General features: G+C 63.9%; 16 protein-coding genes and 1 tRNA gene. 12 read left to right on the top strand and 5 right to left on the bottom strand.

What is annotated here, in order from left to right; genetic code table 11:
* Window positions 1-54 precede the first annotated feature (54 nt).
* Window positions 55-2,664 (top strand): TRAP transporter permease, encoded by a 2,610-nt coding sequence (locus tag BUB53_RS01215; protein ID WP_073031808.1) that lies wholly within the window; start codon window positions 55-57, stop codon window positions 2,662-2,664.
* Window positions 2,661-3,092, top strand: a complete 432-nt coding sequence (locus tag BUB53_RS01210; protein WP_073031805.1) for a universal stress protein — start codon at window positions 2,661-2,663, stop codon at window positions 3,090-3,092. Before BUB53_RS01215 ends, BUB53_RS01210 begins: the two co-directional genes overlap by 4 nt.
* Window positions 3,093-3,317: 225 nt before the next feature.
* Here the strand turns inward: BUB53_RS01210 and BUB53_RS01205 are convergent.
* From BUB53_RS01205 to BUB53_RS01190, 4 genes are all read right to left on the bottom strand, one after another.
* Window positions 3,318-3,394 (bottom strand) — tRNA-Arg (locus tag BUB53_RS01205).
* Window positions 3,395-3,452: 58 nt separating this feature from the next.
* Window positions 3,453-4,841 carry a sensor histidine kinase gene (locus BUB53_RS01200; RefSeq protein WP_073033654.1) on the bottom strand — a complete coding sequence of 463 codons (1,389 nt, stop codon included), beginning with the start codon at window positions 4,839-4,841 and terminating at the stop codon, window positions 3,453-3,455.
* 21 nt (window positions 4,842-4,862) lie between these two features.
* The gene (locus tag BUB53_RS01195) at window positions 4,863-6,281 is read right to left on the bottom strand and encodes a dihydrolipoyl dehydrogenase family protein (protein WP_073031803.1); all 1,419 of its coding nucleotides are present in this window, start codon (window positions 6,279-6,281) and stop codon (window positions 4,863-4,865) included.
* 3 nt (window positions 6,282-6,284) lie between these two features.
* A complete protein-coding gene (locus tag BUB53_RS01190; protein ID WP_234983206.1) occupies window positions 6,285-7,034 on the bottom strand; it encodes a TVP38/TMEM64 family protein in 750 nt (249 codons plus the stop codon).
* A 270-nt stretch (window positions 7,035-7,304) separates the two neighbouring features.
* Between BUB53_RS01190 and rpmH the strand changes: the two genes are divergently transcribed.
* The 6 genes from rpmH (at window position 7,305) to BUB53_RS01160 (ending at window position 13,494) form a co-directional block, all read left to right on the top strand.
* On the top strand, window positions 7,305-7,439 hold the full coding sequence (gene rpmH / locus BUB53_RS01185) for a 50S ribosomal protein L34 (RefSeq protein WP_005980833.1): 135 nt from the start codon (window positions 7,305-7,307) through the stop codon (window positions 7,437-7,439).
* Between the two features lie 23 nt (window positions 7,440-7,462).
* On the top strand, window positions 7,463-7,864 hold the full coding sequence (rnpA, locus tag BUB53_RS01180) for a ribonuclease P protein component (protein WP_073031799.1): 402 nt from the start codon (window positions 7,463-7,465) through the stop codon (window positions 7,862-7,864).
* Window positions 7,861-8,121 (top strand): membrane protein insertion efficiency factor YidD, encoded by a 261-nt coding sequence (yidD, locus tag BUB53_RS01175; protein ID WP_073031797.1) that lies wholly within the window; start codon window positions 7,861-7,863, stop codon window positions 8,119-8,121. Before rnpA ends, yidD begins: the two co-directional genes overlap by 4 nt.
* Window positions 8,122-8,430: 309 nt before the next feature.
* Window positions 8,431-9,879 carry an IMP dehydrogenase gene (guaB, locus tag BUB53_RS01170; RefSeq protein WP_073031796.1) on the top strand — a complete coding sequence of 483 codons (1,449 nt, stop codon included), beginning with the start codon at window positions 8,431-8,433 and terminating at the stop codon, window positions 9,877-9,879.
* A 45-nt stretch (window positions 9,880-9,924) separates the two neighbouring features.
* Window positions 9,925-11,088, top strand: coding sequence for an RsmB/NOP family class I SAM-dependent RNA methyltransferase (locus BUB53_RS01165; protein ID WP_073031794.1), 1,164 nt, complete (start codon window positions 9,925-9,927; stop codon window positions 11,086-11,088).
* A gap of 129 nt (window positions 11,089-11,217) precedes the next feature.
* On the top strand, window positions 11,218-13,494 hold the full coding sequence (locus tag BUB53_RS01160) for an ATP-binding protein (protein ID WP_229709462.1): 2,277 nt from the start codon (window positions 11,218-11,220) through the stop codon (window positions 13,492-13,494).
* 96 nt (window positions 13,495-13,590) lie between these two features.
* Here BUB53_RS01160 and BUB53_RS01155 read toward each other — a convergent pair whose 3' ends face one another.
* Complete coding sequence (locus tag BUB53_RS01155; protein ID WP_073031790.1) at window positions 13,591-14,217, bottom strand: gamma-glutamyl kinase; 627 nt, start codon at window positions 14,215-14,217, stop codon at window positions 13,591-13,593.
* Window positions 14,218-14,412: 195 nt separating this feature from the next.
* On the opposite strand from BUB53_RS01155, the gene recA reads away from it, so the two are divergent.
* The 4 genes from recA (at window position 14,413) to BUB53_RS01135 (ending at window position 18,875) form a co-directional block, all read left to right on the top strand.
* Complete coding sequence (gene recA, locus BUB53_RS01150) at window positions 14,413-15,492, top strand: recombinase RecA (protein WP_073031788.1); 1,080 nt, start codon at window positions 14,413-14,415, stop codon at window positions 15,490-15,492.
* A gap of 132 nt (window positions 15,493-15,624) precedes the next feature.
* The gene (gene alaS / locus BUB53_RS01145; RefSeq protein ID WP_073031785.1) at window positions 15,625-18,288 is read left to right on the top strand and encodes an alanine--tRNA ligase; all 2,664 of its coding nucleotides are present in this window, start codon (window positions 15,625-15,627) and stop codon (window positions 18,286-18,288) included.
* 12 nt (window positions 18,289-18,300) lie between these two features.
* The gene (locus BUB53_RS01140) at window positions 18,301-18,585 is read left to right on the top strand and encodes a DUF1330 domain-containing protein (RefSeq protein ID WP_073031783.1); all 285 of its coding nucleotides are present in this window, start codon (window positions 18,301-18,303) and stop codon (window positions 18,583-18,585) included.
* Window positions 18,586-18,587: 2 nt separating this feature from the next.
* Complete coding sequence (locus tag BUB53_RS01135; RefSeq protein ID WP_073031781.1) at window positions 18,588-18,875, top strand: DUF1330 domain-containing protein; 288 nt, start codon at window positions 18,588-18,590, stop codon at window positions 18,873-18,875.
* The last annotated feature ends 77 nt before the right edge of the window (window positions 18,876-18,952 follow it).

Below are 18,952 nucleotides of genomic sequence, written 5' to 3'. Positions count from 1 at the left end.
GAGAACGAACAAACCGACGCGCCAAGCGCAGTCAGGGACAGGGAGTTGACCGGTATGACCGATACTACAGGTGGAAAAGGGCCGCTGAGTGAATCCGAACTGCAGGAACTCGTATCCTCGACCGATGGGGGCGCGCGTAACCCGGTCGGGGCGGTTGGACTGTTCCTGGCGGTGGTGGCTGTGGTGTGGTCGCTGTTTCAGGTGCTGTTGGCGTCCCCTGTCTCGAACTACGTCCTGCCCGGCGACCTGATCAACAATTCGCGCCAGATTCACCTGGCGTTCGCGATTTTCCTGGCCTTCATGGCCTACCCGATGTTCAAGACCAGCCCGCGCAGCTATGTGCCCGTTTACGACTGGGTGCTTGCGCTCGCGGGCACTTTCATTTCGCTTTATGGCTATTTCTTCTATCAGAAGATTGTCGATAACGGCGGTCTGGCCGATCACACGGACAAGTGGTTCGCGCTGGCCGGTCTGATCATCCTGTTCGAAGGCGCACGCCGCGCGCTTGGTCCGGCGATGGCGATCATCGCCACGATTTTCCTGGCCTATGTCTTCTTCGGCGCGTCCGCCTGGATTCCCGAAGTGATCCGCTGGAAGGGCGCCAGCCTGCAAAAGGCGATGAGCCATATGTGGATCACCTCCGAAGGGGTGTTCGGAATCGCGCTTGGGGTGTCGACCAAGTTCGTATTCCTCTTCGTGCTGTTCGGCGCGCTTTTGGACAAGGCGGGTGCGGGCAATTATTTCATCAAGATGGCCTTCGGCGCGCTTGGCCACCTGCGGGGCGGTCCGGCCAAGGCCGCCGTTGTCGGCTCGGCGGCCACCGGTCTCATCTCGGGCTCGTCCATCGCCAATGTCGTGACGACCGGCACCTTCACCATTCCACTGATGAAGCGCGTAGGCTTTAGCAGTGAAAAGGGCGGTGCGGTCGAAGTGGCCAGTTCGGTCAACGGTCAGATCATGCCGCCCGTGATGGGGGCCGCGGCCTTTCTGATGGTGGAATATGTCGGCATTTCCTATGTCGAGGTGATCACCCACGCCTTCCTGCCCGCGACGATCAGCTATATCGCGCTGGTCTATATCGTCCATCTGGAGGCGGTGAAAAACAACATGCCCACGCTCGGGGACCGGGTGGTCAGCCTCGGGCGCACCATCGTCGGCATGGCCGTCTTTTTCGCGGGGTTCGCGCTGTTGTGCTACGGTGTCCAGTATCCCGTGGGCTGGATTGTATCGCTGTTCCCGGAAGGATCGGGCGCGATCCTGTCGGCGCTGCTCGTTCTGGCTTATGTCATCCTCTTGTGGCTGGCCGCCGGTGTGCCGGATCTTGAGCCCGATGACCCCGAGGCCGAAGACGTCAGGCTGCCCGTGGTGGGGGAAATCTACAAGGCGGGGCTTTATTTCCTGCTGCCGATCATTGTGTTGGTCTACTTCCTGATGATCGAACAGAAATCCCCCGGCCTGTCGGCCTTCTGGGCGACGGCGCTGCTGTTCGTGATCCTGCTGACGCAGCGCCCGCTCAAGGCCATGTTCCGGGGCGAGGGCACAGCAGGGAATGCGAGCCGTGAAGGGCTGGTCGATCTGATGCAGGGTCTGATCGCGGGCGCGCGCAACATGATCGGTATCGGTCTGGCCACGGCCACGGCAGGTGTGATCGTGGGCACTGTGACCCTGACCGGCGTGGGGCAGGTGATGGCCAATCTGGTCGAGTTCCTGTCGGGCGGAAACCTGATCCTGATGCTTGTGATGGTCGGCCTGCTGAGCCTGATCCTGGGGATGGGCCTGCCGACCACGGCCAACTATATCGTGGTCAGTTCGCTGATGGCGGGCGTGGTCGTGGAACTGGGCGCGCAATCGGGGCTGATCGTGCCGCTGATCGCGGTGCACCTGTTCGTGTTCTATTTCGGCATCATGGCGGATGTGACGCCGCCTGTGGGGCTGGCCAGTTTTGCTGCCGCCGCCGTGTCGGGGGGCGATGCGATCCGCACTGGTTTCACCGCGTTTTTCTATTCCCTGCGCACCATTGCGTTGCCGTTCGTATTCATCTTCAACACCAACCTGTTGTTGATCGATGTGACCTGGGTGCAGGGGATCATAACCTTTGTCGTCGCGACCATAGCGATTCTGGTGTTCACCGCCGGGACGATGGGGTGGTTCCTGACGAAGAGCCGGATTTACGAGAGTGTGGCGCTTGTGTTGATCGCCTTTGCGCTGTTCCGGCCCGATTTCTTCATGGACCGCATTCAGCCCCCGTTCCAGATGGTCGAACCCGCGCAACTGGGGCAAGCCCTTGAGTCGGCAAGTGCCGGGCAGGATTTGCGTGTGGTCGTGTCGGGCCCCGATTTCATCACCGGAGAGCCCAAGGATACCACGCTTGTTCTGACTGTCGCAGAAGAAGGTGACGGCGCGGCGTTGTTGGAGAGTTTCGGGCTGAGCCTGATGGAAGAAGACGGCAAGGTGCTGTTGGAGGAACCGATGTTCGGCACGCCGTTCTCGGACACGATGCAGGGGTTCGATTTCTACGGCGATACGCCGGTGGTGATCGACTCCGTCGAGGCGCCTTCGAAACAGATGCCGCAAGAATTGATCTTTATTCCGGCGCTGGTGTTGCTGGGGCTCGTGGCCTTGATGCAGCGTGCGCGCATGAGCAAGCAAGGAGTTCCCGCATGACCGGTCCTGTTCTTTGTGCTGTCGATGTCAGCAACCCGCATCGGGATGACAATGTGCTGCGTGCCGCAGCCCGTCTGGCCGCGTTGGACGATGCGCAACTGGATGTCATCACCGTGGTCCCCGATTACGGCATGAGCGTCGTGGGTAGTTACTTCGAGAAAGGCCACCATGAGAAGGCCGTGGAAGAGGCCCGGAGCCTGTTGCGCGAGTTGGTGGCCGATGTTCTGGGGGCCGAGGCCAACGAAACGGTGCGCCACATCGTGGCGACGGGCAACGCCTATGACGAGATCCTGCGCGTGGCCGGGACAGACAAGGCCTCGCTTATCGTGATCGGTGCACACAAGCCCGATTTCAAGGATTACCTGCTGGGCCCCAACGCGGCGCGCGTGGTGCGCCACTCGAACTGCTCGGTTTTCGTGGTGCGCTGACAAGAGCGGCAAACGTGAGTGCCGGGAGCATATTGCCTATGTGTTCCCGGCCGTTCGCGGCCGGATTTACCAATGATACCACCCGCCCGGTTCCACGATTGGTCGTGGTCTGGCGGGCAGGATAACTGTCCGTTCGACGCGGATTTCCCCGTGTTGAAAACGGCGGAACTATCATGAGTGTGTGGGGGATTTACCTTGCACCTTCAACAGGTTGCCTGAGGTAAATGGCGGACCGAGGAGGATTCGAACCCCCGACCCCCTGATTCGTAGTCAGGTACTCTATCCAGCTGAGCTATCGGTCCGTGAGGGCGGGATTTAGACTTTGCCGCCGGGCAATGCAAGGGGTGTTTGAGAAAAATCTCAAACTTCTTCAACACCGCCGCGGGGCAGGGTGATCACGAAGGCCGTGCCCTGTTCGTCGCTGCGTTCCAGCGCAAGTTCGCCACCATGCCCGCGCACCAGTTCCGCCGCGATCGTCAGGCCAAGGCCGGTTCCGCCCTTGGTTGCACCACCCTGAAAAGGCTGGAAAAGATGCTGCCGCGCCTTTTCCGGCAGGCCGGGGCCGGTGTCGGTGATGCGGATGATCCAGTTGTCGTCGGTATCGCGGGCGGCAATGTTGATTTCACCCGGTTTTCCGGAATTCACGATGGCCTGCCGGGCATTGCGCACGAGGTTGGCGATCACGCGATAAAGCTGTTCGGCATCCGCGCGCAGGGTCAGCGAGGCGGGGATGTCCTCGGAAAAGCTGACCTGACCGTCGCCGACCGACAGGCGCTCGCTGTCGATGACGTCGCTGACCACGTCGGCCAGTTGAACGCGGGCCAGTATCGGGCCCGGTTCTTCGGCCTTGCCATAGGCCAGCGTCGCCTCGCACAGGTGAACGGCGCGGGTGATGGAGTTGACCAGCTTGGGCGCCATGCGCTTGACGGCGGGGTCCTCGCTCATCTCGATGCGGTCGGTGAATAGTTGCGCCGAGGTCAGGATATTGCGCAAATCATGGCTGACCTTGGCAACGGCCCCGCCCAGTTGCGCCAGCCGGTCCTTTTGTTTCAGGGCACTGGTGAGCTGGGTTTGCATCAGTTGCAGGGTTTCCTCGGCTTCGCGCAATTCGGTGACGCCGGCAGAGGGTTTGATCACGCGCCGGACGTCCTCGGGGGCGGCGGCGTAGGATTGCATATGCCCCACGACCCGCTTGATCGGTTTGACGAGAAAGCGGCGGACCGCAAGGAACAGAAGCAACGCCGTGATGCCCGAGATCACCGCCGACAGAATCAGAATGCGCAACCCGTAATCTATCATGGCCATGCGCAGGTCGGCGGTATCCAGCGTGACCTCGATCAGCAATCCGGCCATGCGCACCGGCTCGCCAATGACACGGATCACCTGCGGATCGGGTGTGGCCAGACGTGCCATCGCATCGCGGATCAGCTCGAACGGGGTGGCGTCACGCATGTCGAAGGTGGCCGAAATGGGGGCGGGAATCGGGGAGGACAGGATCAGTTGGCGTGCCTCGTCCCGGCGAAGCACGACATTGAAAACTCCCGCGTTATGCAGCAATTCGTCCTGCAACTCGGGGCTGATATCCTCGCTGGCCAACAGCGCAAGTGAGGCAATCTGCGCCCGTTCCAGCCGCGACATCAGGAAATCCTCGCGAAAGCGCGCGATGGAGGGCACGAAAATAAGGATCTCGGCCAGCATCACGAACACGACCGTCAGGATCAGGAAGCGTCCGGAAAGAGAGTTCAGCACCCGCATATGTTTTGTGCCCGTTCAGGGAAGCCAGCGCTGCACCAGCCCCACGATTGTTTTCACCTTAGAGTTATCAAACAGCCGGGGCGAGAAATAGGCCCCTGCGACACGCTTGTTCAATTCTCCCATCGTGGGATAGGGCGCGACCATGTTGGCGACGTGTTTCATCTTCAATCCGTTGGCCATCGCGAGCGCCCAGAGATTGATCAACTCCCCGGCCTGCGCCCCGGCAATCGACACACCTACGGGTCGCCCGCGCAATATCATGACCTTGATCAGGCCGGTCGTCTGGCGTTCGGCTGTCGCCCGGTCGTTCTGGCTGTAGGGAAAGCGCACGATCTCTATCCTGTCGCCATGCGCCTCGCGCGCCTGCGCCTCGGTCAGGCCGATCTGCGCCAGTTCGGGGGCGGTATAGGTGACCCAGGGTATATGCGCCGTTCCCGCCTTGGCGGGCAGGCCGAACAGGGCCGACCGGATGACGATCCCCGCGTGATATCCCGCCACATGGGTGAATTGCAGCCCCCCGGCCACGTCGCCGATGGCGTACACCCGGCGATTGGTGGATTTCAGGGCATTGTCCACCTCGATCCCGCTGCGGGTGGTTTCAATTCCGGCGGCGTCAAGGTTCAGCCGGTCGATATTGGGTTTGCGCCCCACGGCGATCAGAAGGTGGCTGCCCTTGAACAGGCGGCCATCCTCGGCCTCGACCTCGATCGCGCCCTTCGTGCCCCGGATTTCACTGGCCATGGCGTCTTCGGCAATCTCGATCCCTTCGCCGCGCAGGGCGTCCAGAACCACGCCTGCGGTTTCCGGGTCGTCCTTGCCAAGGGCTTTTGCGCCTTCGATGACGGTGACTTTGCAGCCGAGGCGGCGATGCGCCTGCGCCATTTCCATACCGATGGGGCCGCCACCGACGATCAGCAGGTGATCGGGTTTCTCGCGCAGGTCGAACAGGGTTTCGTTGGTTTCGTGTGGAACGCTGTCGAGCCCCGGAATGGGCGGCACCAGCGGCGAGGACCCGGTGGCGATGACGATACGGCGGGCGGTGATGACATGATCGCCCGCCTGTACCTCGGTTTGTGAAATGAAACGGCCGTATTCGCGGATCACGCGCACGCCAAGCCCCTGGAAGCGCGCCTGACTGTCATGCGGTTCGATCTGCGAAATGATGTCGTGCACATGATCCTTGGCGGCGGCATAGTCGACCTGTGGAACAACATCCGCGATGCCATAGGGGCTGGCGTGGGCCTGGGCATGGGCCGCCTTGCCGCTGGCGATCAGCGCCTTTGACGGGATGCAGCCGTAGTTCAGGCAATCGCCGCCCATCTTGCCGCCTTCCAGCAGCGTGACATCGGCCCCCATCTGTGCGGCCCCGGCCGCCACCGACAGCCCGCCCGAGCCCGCGCCGATCACCAGCAAATCCGTCTTGATCCTGTTCATGGGTCAGATGTCCCTGTTGCCGCGCAGGGCCTTGATCAGAATGGGAAGGGCGGCCAGAACGCACAGGCCCAGAATGGGGCCGATGACCTGCGGTTCCCACAGCAGTGACAGGTCGGGGCGTCCGCCACGGTCGAAAACTTCGCCGACGCCGACGCCGATCCATGTAAACACGATAGCGCCGGGAATGATCCCCAAGATCGTGGTCATCGCGAAATTGACGAATCCGACGCCGACCAGTGCGGGGACCAGATTGGCCACGAAAAACGGCACGGCGGGCACGAGGCGCATCAGGAAAAGAAAAGATATTTCATTGTCATGCAGGCCGTTTTTCAACCGCTTCAGTGTTCCGTCCGAGGCCTCGATCCGGGTGGACAGCGCTTGCCCCAGGCCCCATCGCGCCGCCAGAAAGATTGCACAAGCGCCGATGGAGGCGGCGATCACGTTGAACGTGGTGCCAAGGGCGAGGCCGAACAGGAAACCGCCGGTCACCGAGGCGACGGCGGCGCCGGGCAGGGAAAACGCAACGATCACGACGTAGACGGCGATAAAGATCACCGCCATGGCAGGATAGTTGGCATCGCGAAAGGCCAGCAATGCCTCGCGATTGGCTTGTAATGTGTCAAAGGTCAGATAATCGCTCAGGGTGAAGGCGCCGATGAAGGCGACGGTGGCGATGATCGCCAGCGGTGCGTGTCGCCACCAGGTGGGCTTGTGGGTTTGCGGCGTATATTTCATCGAACGATCATGTCTCATGGGACGGGGTGCCGCCAAGATGCGGGGCGGAGGGAGCTTTGACCAGAGGCCTCACGCGGGGGTGATGGCGAGTGATGCAATCGGGGTGAAAGTTACAGGTTTCCGGGTTTTGTTGCATGGATGCGCTGACAGGATGCGGAATTTGTTGCAAAAGGCGTGCAGTGGGTTTGACTTGGTTGAGCAGGGCCTCTATAGACCGGGCTTCGAACAGATATCGGGCTGGCCGCGATTCCAAAGCGGTGCCGCCCCGCCAAGACCGGAGACGGAGCGATGAAACGCACCTACCAACCCTCGAACCTGGTTCGCAAGCGCCGCCACGGGTTCCGTGCGCGTATGGCCACCAAGGCAGGCCGCAAGATCCTGAACGCGCGTCGGGCGCGTGGCCGCAAGTCGCTGAGCGCGTAAGCCGCGATTTCAGGTCAACGGACATGATGCCGCCGGAGGCCCCCGCACATGAGCCGGGGACAACGCCCCCGGCGGTTTCCGTTTGTCTTCAGACACTTAACAAGCGGTCTGACTTCCTGCGGGCGGCGCGGGCGCGGCGGCAAGGGACCAGGTCCATGATGGTGCAGGCCCTCGACCGGGGCGATGAGGACCCGGCGATCCGGGTCGGGTTCACCTGTTCCAAGAAGGTCGGCAATGCCGTGGCGCGCAACCGGGCCAAGCGGCGGTTGCGGGAAGCGGCGCGTGCGGTGCTGCCCGAGGTCGGGCGCGAAGGCTGGGATTATGTCCTGATCGGACGCGCCGAGGTAACGGCCTCGCGACCTTTCGAGGCGTTGAAAGACGACCTGAGATTCGCCCTAAGCCGTTTGCACGAAACCGAAAAATGACACCGCTCGCGCATATCCTCTCCTGGTCGATCCGGGCCTATCGGCTGATCCTGTCACCCTGGGTGGGATATCATTGCCGCTACCATCCGACTTGCAGCCAGTATGCGCTGGAGGCGCTGGAAAAGCATGGCGGGATCAAGGGTGGCTGGCTGGCGGCGAAGCGGATCGCGCGGTGCAACCCGTGGGGACAATGCGGGCACGATCCGGTGCCCGAGCCGAAATCGTCACCGAACTCCCGAACCGCAGACTCCGAGTAGGCGTTTCGTACAAAACGTACGAAGTGTACGCGGGTTTTGTACGAAATTCGGGGCCTGTGCGGAAAGTCGTGTCCATGATGGACGCAAAAGCGGCTGTCCGAGGCCTGGCCGGGCAGGTCAGGCCGCGCCATGGAACGGGCCCTTAACCGGATGGCAAGGATGCGCGGGCAGGGTGGCGGAGTTCGGCACACCTATGCCCGTCGGGCGGGGCGCTGGCCCAAAACCGCGGCAATCGTTCGCGCCCCCTTTCCATTCGGGCGCATGCGTGTAATAGGGACGTGCCAAACGATCTGTCCATGGAGAAACGCGATGGAGATTCGTGAGGCGCTGACCTTCGATGATGTTCTGCTTGTTCCCGCCAAGTCCAGTGTGCTGCCCAACACCGCAGATACAAGGACACGCGTAACGCAGTCGATTGACCTCAATATTCCGCTGCTGAGTTCGGCCATGGATACGGTGACCGAAAGCGACATGGCGATCTGCATGGCGCAATCCGGCGGTATCGGTGTCGTGCATCGCAACCTGACCGTCGAACAGCAGGCGCAGGAAATCCGGCGCGTGAAACGGTTTGAATCCGGCATCGTCTATAACCCGATCACCCTGCGCGCCGATCAGACGCTGGCCGATGCCAAGGCCTTGCAGGAGCGCTACAGCGTCACCGGGTTTCCGGTGGTGGACGATAACGGGCGCGTGGTGGGGATCGTGACCAACCGGGACATGCGCTTTGCCGAGGATGACAAGACCCCGGTGCGGGTGATGATGACGAGCAACGATCTGGCGATCCTGCAGGAGCCCGCCGACCGGGAAGAGGCGAAATCGCTGATGAAGGCGCGGCGGATCGAAAAGCTGCTGGTGACCGACAGCAAGGGCAAGCTGACCGGCCTTCTGACGCTGAAGGATACCGAACAGGCGGTGCTGAACCCGACGGCCTGCAAGGATGCGCTTGGCCGGTTGCGGGTGGCTGCGGCCTCGACCGTGGGCGATGCGGGGTTCGAGCGCACGCGGGCTCTGGTCGATGCGGGGGTGGACATGGTGGTGATCGACACCGCGCATGGCCATTCCGAAGGCGTGGCGCAGGCGGTGGAACGGGCCAAGGCGCTGTCCAACGAGGTGCAGGTCGTGGCCGGGAACGTCGCCACGGCCGAGGCAACGCGCGCGCTGATCGGTGCGGGCGCGGATGCGATCAAGGTCGGCATCGGGCCGGGCAGCATTTGCACCACGCGGATGGTGGCCGGTGTCGGCGTGCCGCAACTGACGGCGATCATGGATTGCGCCACGGCGGCGGGCGATGTGCCGGTGATCGCCGATGGCGGCATTAAGTTCTCGGGCGATTTCGCCAAGGCGATCGCGGCGGGCGCGTCCTGTGCGATGGTCGGCTCGATGCTGGCGGGCACCGATGAAAGCCCCGGCGAGGTGATCCTGTATCAGGGCCGGTCCTTCAAATCCTATCGCGGCATGGGCAGCCTCGGGGCGATGGCGCGCGGCAGTGCCGACCGCTATTTCCAGAAGGACGCCGCCAGCGACAAGCTGGTGCCCGAAGGGATCGAGGGGCAGGTGCCTTACAAGGGCGCGGCGGGCCATGTGATTCACCAGTTGGTCGGCGGGTTGCGCGCGGCCATGGGCTATACCGGCTGCGCGACGGTCGATGAGATGCGCCGCGATTGCACATTCGTGCGGATCACCGGCGCGGGCCTGAAGGAAAGCCATGTGCATGACGTGCAGATCACCCGCGAAAGCCCGAATTACAGGATTGGGTAAATCGTTATATAACAGTAGTTTGCGGTACATTCTTGAGGTGATATCGTGACGCCCGGCGCCCGTGTTCAGGCGGCCATCGAGTTGCTGGACGAGATCCTTGCCGGGGCGCCTGCCGAGCGCGCGCTGACCGGCTGGGCGCGGCGGTCGCGCTTTGCCGGGTCCAAGGATCGCGCGGCGGTGCGCGATCACGTGTTTCAGGCGCTGCGCTGCCGGAGGTCTTATGCCTGTCTGGGCGGCGCGGAAACGGGCCGGGGGCTGATGCTGGGCGCGTTGCGGGCCGAAGGGGGCGATCCCGATGCGGTGTTCAACGGGCAGGGCCATGCGCCCGCGCCGCTGAGCGAGGCCGAACGCGCTGGCGGTGCCGCTCCGCGCGAGGACGGAGAGCGGCTGGACCTGCCGGACTGGATGTTGCCGCTGTTTCAGGAGGCTTTGGGTGACGCGGCCGAGGCGGCGGCGCTGGCGTTGCGAGAGCGCGCGCCGGTCATGTTGCGGGCAAACCTTCGCATGAAGAGTGCCGTTCAAGCTATTGATATAGTGTCGAAAGACGGGATCATTGCGGCGCCTTCCACCATTGCGTCAAGCGCCGTGCGGGTGAGCGAGGGCGCGCGCCGTGTGGCGGGCAGCGAGGCCTATAAGCGCGGGATCGTGGAGTTGCAGGACGGTTCCAGCCAGGCGGCGATGGAGGCGCTTGAGATTCCGGCCGGCGCGCGGGTGCTGGATTATTGCGCCGGGGGCGGCGGCAAGGTTCTGGCGCTGGCCGCGCGCTGTGAGGCGCAGTGGTTCGCGCATGATGCCGATGCCGCGCGCATGGCGGACCTGCCGGTGCGCGCCGGGCGAGCCGGGATCGGGGTGACCTGCCTGACGGGGGCCGACGTGGCGGCAAATGGGCCTTACGATCTGGTGCTGTGCGATGCGCCCTGTTCGGGCAGCGGCACATGGCGGCGCGCGCCCGAGGCCAAGTGGCGCCTGACGCCCGCGCGGCTGGCGGAGCTGTGCGCCATTCAGGCGGAGATTCTCGATATTGCCCAAGGGCTTGTGGCGCCGGGCGGGCAGTTGGCCTATGCGACCTGTTCGGTGTTCCGGGCCGAGAACGACGCGCAGAGCGCGGCGTTCGTGCGGCGGCATGGCGGCTGGAGCGAGCAGTTGCGGCGGCGCTGGCCCGTGGGCGAGGACGGCGACGGGTTCTACCTCTCGGTTTTCGGGCAATGAGCGCGCGGCGCGCAATCTTGACGTGTGAGTCCGGCTGTCGTTAAGTCCTGCTTAAACCTTTTCATGCAGAACGGGATCAGGAGACGCGATAGCAAGGGGGCAGGCTGCGTGATGGACGGGGTGCATTCCATGACGCCGGTACGGCAGGCGGCGGCGGGGTTGCGTCCGCGCGCGGGGATGATCGCCCTGGCGGCCATCGGCTTTGCCGTTGCGGGCTGGATGGTGGGCGATCCGCTGATGCAGGCGGTCCTGGTGCTGGTCGCCGGGACGCTGCTGGCCACGGCGCTGTGGGTTCTGTTGCTGCACCGCTCGGAGGTGCGGAGCCTGGCGGGCGACCGGACGCAGTTCGCCCGGCTGCTGGAGCACGACACGATCCCGTGTTTCGTGACGCGGGCGGATGGCGGGATCTTGTATCGCAATCCGGCGGCTTCCGCGACGCTGCCGGGGATGCAGGCCGAAACGCTGGCCGGGGCGTTGCAGGGCGATCTGGCCAATCCGGGGGCGATCCTGTTTCGCCTGCAAAGCCGCGCCAGCGCCGCGGGCGCGGCGCAGGAGGATCTGGTGACCCGGCGCGGACATATGCGCCTGTCGGCGCACCGCGCGGGTGAGGATGCGTTCCTGTGGCGCTATGAATCCTCCGCCGATCGTCCGCCGCCCGGCGCGGACCCGGTGCCGCTGCCGATGCTGACCGTCGGGCGCAAGGACACCGTGCTGTTCATGAATGCCGCCGCGCGCCAGCTTGTGGGGGAGCGCGTGCGCACGCTGGAGCGGCTGTGCCCGGCCCTGCCGCTGCGCTCGGGGCAGGTCAACCCGATCCTGACGCGGGACGGGGTGATCGCCTGTCTGGTCGTGGAGCTGGAGGGGATGGCGGGCCGGCGCGAGGTGTTCCTGCTGCCGGATATGGCCGCGCCGGAATGCCAGGCCGATGGCTGGCCCCTGTTCGACGATCTGCCGGTGCCGCTGCTCAAGCTGGGGCGCGATGGAACGGTGCAGATGTCGAACCTTCCGGCGCGCGACCTGCTTGGGGTCGGAAACTGCGCGGGCAAGGCGCTTGGAGAGTTGATGGAAGGGCTGGGGCGGTCGATCTCGGACTGGCTGGACGATGCCGCGGCCGGGCGCGGAACCGTTCATTCGGAGTTCATGCGCATCCGCCGCGACGACAAGGAAGTGTTCGCGCAGGTCACGCTGAACCGTGTGATCGAAGAGGGCGAAACCGTTCTGATCGCGGTGCTGAGCGACGCCACCAAGCTGAAATCGCTGGAGGCGCAATTCGTGCAGAGCCAGAAAATGCAGGCCATCGGGCAGCTGGCCGGTGGGGTGGCGCATGATTTCAACAATCTGCTGACCGCGATTTCGGGGCATTGCGACCTGCTGTTGCTGCGCCACGATCAGGGCGACCCGGATTATGCCGATCTGATGCAGATCGGCCAGAACGCCAACCGCGCCGCCGCGCTGGTGAATCAGCTTCTGGCCTATTCGCGCAAGCAGACGCTGCGCCCGCAGATCATGGATCTGCGCGACATGCTGGCCGACCTGACCCATCTGCTGAACCGGCTGGTGGGCGAAAAGGTGAGCCTGACGCTGAGCCACGATCCGTTGCTGGCCACCATCCGGGCCGACAAGCGGCAGCTGGAACAGGTGCTGATGAACCTTGTGGTGAATGCCCGCGACGCCATGCCGGAGGGCGGAGATATCCGCATCGTCACCGAGAACCTGACCCTCGAGACGCCGCTGCGCCGCGACCGGGCCGTGGTGGCGCCGGGGCGGTACGTGTCGGTCAAGGTGATCGACGCCGGAACCGGAATCGCGGCGGACAAGCTGCAAAAGATATTCGAACCGTTCTACACGACCAAGCGCACCGGCGAAGGCACGGGGCTGGGCCTGTCTACGGCCTATGGAATCATCAAGCAGACCGGCGGCTTCATCTTCGTGGACAGCGCACCGGGAGAGGGGGCGACCTTTCAGCTGCTTTTGCCGGTGCACGATATCCCGCAGCAGCCCGCGCCCGAACCCGAGGCCAGCGATGCCGGCCAGGGCCGGGCCGATGGCGTGGTTCTGCTGGTCGAGGACGAGGCCCCGGTGCGCGCCTTTGCCAGCCGCGCGCTGCAATTGCGCGGCTTTACCGTGCTCGAGGCGGACTCGGCCGAAGCCGCGCTGGAGTTGCTGGACGATCCGGACCTGAAGGTGGATGTCTTTGTCAGCGACGTGGTCATGCCGGGAATCGACGGGCCGAGCTGGGTGCAACAGGCGTTGCGGGACCGGCCGGGGGTGCATGTGGTGTTCGTGTCCGGCTATGCCGAGGAAACCTTTGCGGATACGCAGACCGCGATCCCGAACTCGGTGTTCCTGCCCAAGCCCTTTTCGCTGACCGAACTGACCGAAACCGTACAGCGGCAAATGGCGTAAGCCTGCGCGGGGCTGCCGTTATCCGGCACAGCGCCGGGCGGTTGCGGGCGGCGGAGTGCCGGGAGGCGAAACCGACCGCCGCCACACGGATCGGACTCAGGCGACGGGCAGGGGGCGATAGCGGCCGTTGGGGCCGATCCCGTTCCACAGGGTGAATTCGTCGGCGCATTTGCGATGCAGTTTGGCGCGCGTGGCGTCCGACAGGTCCAGCGGCAGGGCGGGCGAGGCGTTTTCCTGCGCGGTGTCGAACCCGATCCCGAGCCGGTCCTGGAGGAAGGCGCGCAGCCCCTCCTGATCCTCGTAGCGGAACAGATGCGTGACGGCGGTGCCGTTTTTCTGCGGCTCCAGGAACTTGGCCTGCGATCCGACATTGGCGAAGGAGGGTTTGTCGCCCCGCGTATAGGCCTCGACGAAGTCGTCGAACCCGATCCCGTGGGTCGAATTGCGCTGCCCCTTCATGAAGGGGCGGCGGCGATAGCGGAACCAGCTTCCCAGCCAGTCCTCGGGCTCGCGCATGACGGCCACCACATCGAGCGGCGTGCCGATGAATTTTTCGAGCGCGGGGCGAAAGAAGCGGTTGTAGCGGAACACCGGCGCGTGTTTCAGTTCGGGCGGATCGCTGATCACCATCGCGGCATACGGCGCAAGCGCCGCCTGATAGGCGGTGGTCCCGGTCTTGGGCACGGAAAGCAAAACCAGCTTTGCCTTTGAAAACACTAACATTTCAACCCTCGTTGCGTTGCTGCCCGCCGGTGATCCGGTGGGCGTAAACTACTTGTTAATCCATACGGGCAAAAGTGGCGTTGGAAAGAATTTTCTTGAAATGTTCTCTCTTTGTCTTCATACGGATGAGAACAAGAGGTGAACGAACGCAGCGATTGCCGCCCGAAACCGGGTGTGAAATAAGGGACCAGAACAATGGCAACGGCAGATCTTTTGACAATGGACAGCAAGAAGAACGCGGACAAGCAAAAGGCGCTGGACAGCGCCCTTGCGCAGATCGAACGGCAGTTCGGCAAAGGGTCGATCATGAAGCTGGGCGGCGACAACCCGGTGCAGGATATCGAGGCGACCTCGACCGGCTCTCTGGGGCTGGATATCGCGCTCGGGATCGGCGGGTTGCCCAAGGGCCGCATCATCGAGATTTATGGCCCCGAAAGCTCGGGCAAGACGACGCTGACCCTGCATTGCGTCGCCGAGGAACAGAAAAAGGGCGGCGTCTGCGCCTTTGTGGATGCCGAACACGCGCTCGACCCGATCTATGCCCGGAAACTGGGCGTCGATCTGGACGAGTTGCTGATTTCGCAGCCCGACACCGGCGAGCAGTCGCTGGAGATCGTGGACACGCTGGTGCGCTCGGGGGCGGTCAGCATGATCGTGGTCGATTCGGTGGCCGCGCTGACCCCGAAATCCGAACTCGAGGGCGACATGGGCGACAGCAATGTCGGCGTGCAGGCCCGTTTGATGAGCCAGGCGATGCGCAAGCTGACCGGCTCGATCAGCCGCAGCAAGTGCACGGTGATCTTCATCAACCAGATCCGCATGAAGATCGGCGTGATGTTCGGCAGCCCCGAAACCACCACGGGGGGCAATGCGCTGAAGTTCTACAGCTCGGTGCGGATGGACATTCGCCGCATCGGATCGGTCAAGGACCGCGACGAGGTGGTCGGCAACCAGACCCGCGTGAAAGTGGTGAAGAACAAGGTGGCGCCGCCCTTCAAGCAGGTCGAATTCGACATCATGTATGGCGAGGGGATCTCCAAGACCGGCGAATTGCTGGATCTCGGGGTCAAGGCCGGTGTGGTCGACAAATCCGGCAGCTGGTTCAGCTATGGCGACGAGCGGATCGGGCAGGGGCGTGAAAACGCCAAGACCTTCCTCAAGGAAAACCCGCGCATCGCGCTGGACATCGAGGACAAGATTCGCGCCGCGCACGGGCTGGAATTCGACATGCCCGAGGACGCGGGCGGAGAGGATGGGGATATCCTCGAAGCGTGATCGCGCGGATTTGTGACGGGACAGGGAAACCCGGGCTATGACGGCCCGGGTTTTTTCTTGCGGTGGACACCGGAAGGCGGCGCGGATAAACCGGCACAACACAAGGCCACAACGCCCTGAAAAGAGACCCAGATGCCCACGCTGAACGACATTCGATCCACCTTTCTGAATTTCTTCGACAAGAACGACCACCAGATCGTGGACAGCAGCCCGCTGGTGCCGCGCAACGACCCGACGCTGATGTTCACCAATTCGGGGATGGTTCAGTTCAAGAACCTGTTCACCGGGGTCGAGCATCGCGACTATACCCGCGCCACCACCAGCCAGAAATGCGTGCGCGCGGGCGGCAAGCACAACGACCTGGACAATGTGGGCTATACCGCGCGCCACCACACGTTTTTCGAGATGCTGGGGAATTTCAGCTTTGGCGATTATTTCAAGGAACAGGCGATTCCCTATGCGTGGGATCTGCTGACCAGGGATTTCGGCCTGAACAAGGACAAGCTGCTGGTCACCGTCTTTCACACCGATGACGAGGCGGCGGATATCTGGAAGAAATATGCCGGGCTGAGCGATGACCGGATCATCCGCATCGACAGCGACGACAATTTCTGGTCGATGGGCGCGACCGGCCCCTGCGGCCCCTGCACCGAGATTTTCTACGATCACGGCCCGTCGATCTGGGGCGGCCCTCCGGGCAGTGCGGAAGAGGATGGCGACCGGTTCATCGAGATCTGGAACCTCGTTTTCATGCAGAACGAGCGGTTCGAGGATGGCAGCATGCGCGCGCTCGACATGCAGTCGATCGACACCGGCATGGGGCTGGAGCGGATCGGGGCGCTGTTGCAGGGCAAGCACGACAATTACGACACCGATCTGCTGCGCGCCCTGATCGAGGCCAGCGCGCATCTGACCAACAGCGATCCGGACGGGCCGGGCAACGTGCATCACCGGGTGATCGCGGATCACCTGCGCTCGACCTCGTTCCTGATCGCGGACGGGGTGATGCCCTCGAACGAGGGGCGGGGCTATGTGCTGCGCCGGATCATGCGCCGGGCGATGCGCCATGCGCATCTGCTGGGCGCGCAGGATCCGGTGATGTACCGGCTGGTGCCCGCGCTGGTGACGCAGATGGGGCAGGCCTATCCCGAACTGGGCCGTGCGCAGGCATTGATCGAGGAAACGCTGAAGCTGGAGGAAACCCGGTTCCGCCAGACGCTGGAGCGCGGTTTGCGCCTGCTGGACGATGCGCTGGACAAGCTGCCCGACGGTGCGCCGCTGCCGGGGGAAACGGCGTTCAAACTGTATGACACATACGGATTTCCGCTGGACCTGACGCAGGATGCGCTGCGTGAACAGGGGCGCAGCGTGGATGTGGCGGGCTTCGATGCCGCCATGGCCGAACAGAAGGCCAAGGCGCGTGCGGCGTGGTCGGGCTCGGGCGAGACGGCGGATGCCTCGATCTGGTTCGACATTGCCGAGCATAAGGGCACCACGGATTTCCTGGGCTACGATACCGAAGTCGCCGAAGGGCAGATCGCCGCGCTGGTGCAATCGGGCAAGGCGGTGGACAAGGCCGCCAAGGGGCAGGAGGTGCAGATCGTCCTGAACCAGACGCCGTTTTATGCCGAATCGGGCGGTCAGGTGGGCGATACGGGCCTTCTGAAAACCGAAACCGGCGCGGCGCGCGTGTCGGACACGAAAAAGGTGGCCGGGGTCTTCATCCATTTCGCCGAAGTGACCGAGGGCGAGATCGTCAGCGGGGATGCTGCGCAGCTTGAGGTGGATCACGCCCGCCGCAGCGCCATTCGGGCCAACCATTCGGCCACGCATCTCTTGCACGAGGCGCTGCGCGAAACGCTTGGCGATCACGTGGCGCAGCGCGGCAGCCTGAACGCGCCGGATCGCCTGCGCTTCGATTTCAGCCATGCCAAGGCGCTGAGCGCTGCGGAACTGGCGCAGGTCGAGCAGGACGTGAACAGCTATATCCGCCAGAACGAGCCGGTCGATACCCGGATCATGACGCCCGACGATGCGCGCGAACTGGGCGCGCAGGCGCTGTTCGGCGAGAAATACGGCGACGAGGTGCGTGTCGTGTCGATGGGCAAGCAGGACGGCTCGGGTAAGGGGCTGGACGGGCGGACCTATTCGCTGGAACTGTGCGGCGGCACCCATGTGAAGCAGACCGGCGATATCGGCAGCTTTGTGGTGACCGCCGATCAGGCGTCGAGCGCGGGCGTGCGCCGGATCGAGGCGCTGACCGGGCAGGCCGCGATGGATTACCTGAGCGCGCAGGCGCAACGGGTGGATGCGCTGGCCGGTGAGTTGAAAACCCGGCCCGAGGATCTGATCGACCGGGTCAAGGCGCTGCTGGACGAGCGCAAGGCGCTGAGCAACGAAGTGGCGCAGTTGCGCCGCGAACTGGCCATGGCCGGCGGGGCCGGGCAGGGCGAAGGCCCGCAGGCCAAGGACATTGCCGGCGTCAGGTTCATGGCGCAGGTGTTGCAGGGCGTGTCGGGCAAGGACCTGCCCGCGCTGATCGACGAACACAAGGCGCGGCTCGGCTCGGGCGCGGTGCTGCTGATTGCGGATACGGGCGGCAAGGCCGCCGTTGCGGCCGGGGTCACGCAGGATCTGACCGGCCGGGTTTCGGCGGTCGATCTGGTCAGGGCGGCGGTGGCCAAACTGGGCGGCAAGGGCGGCGGTGGCCGCCCGGACATGGCGCAGGGCGGCGGCAAGGATACCGCCAATGCCGAGGCCGCGATTGCCGCCGCCGAATCCGTGCTGGCAGGATAAGGACAGACCGGTATGGCGGCCTATCTCATCGCGCGGATCACGGTGACCGACCCCGAGGATTACCAGACCTATGCCAGCCAGACCGTGGCGCTGGCCGAAAAGGCCGGCGGGCGGTTTCTGGTCAAGGGCGGGGCGCAATCCTTTGTCGAAGGCGAGGGGCCGGAGCGCCACGTGCTGATCGAGTTCCCGAGCCGGGACATGGCGCTGGCCTGGTACAATTCGCCGGAATACCAGGAGATTTTACCCATCGCCCTGCGCAGTTCGCAGCGTGATATCGTCGTCGTCGAAGGAGTTTGACCATGCCCGCCTTGTGGATTGCCCATGTCAGCGTCACCGATGAAGAGGCCTATGGCAAATACGCCAAGCTGGCCGGACCCGCGATTGCCAAGCATGGCGGCGCGTTCATCGCCCGTGGCGGGCGTTACGTGCAACTCGAGGGCAAGGATCGCCCGCGCAACGTGGTGGCGAAATTCCCCAGCGTCGAGGCCGCCGAAACCTGCTATCACAGCCCCGAATACCAGGAGGCGCTGAGCCATGCGCGCGGCGCGTCCGAGCGGGAATTGCTGATCGTCGAGACCAGCGAGTAAACTGCCGAAAGCACGGGTCGGGTGCCGCATTCGCCCGAATAACGCCGAAGGCGCCGGGCGAGCGCCTGCCCGTTCCG

The sequence above is a fragment of the Roseovarius pacificus genome (genome assembly GCF_900142665.1).
In the GTDB taxonomy this organism is placed as follows: domain Bacteria; phylum Pseudomonadota; class Alphaproteobacteria; order Rhodobacterales; family Rhodobacteraceae; genus Roseovarius; species Roseovarius pacificus.
The sequence above is the reverse complement of the archived record's forward strand: the minus strand, read 5'-3'. Positions and strand labels throughout refer to the sequence as shown.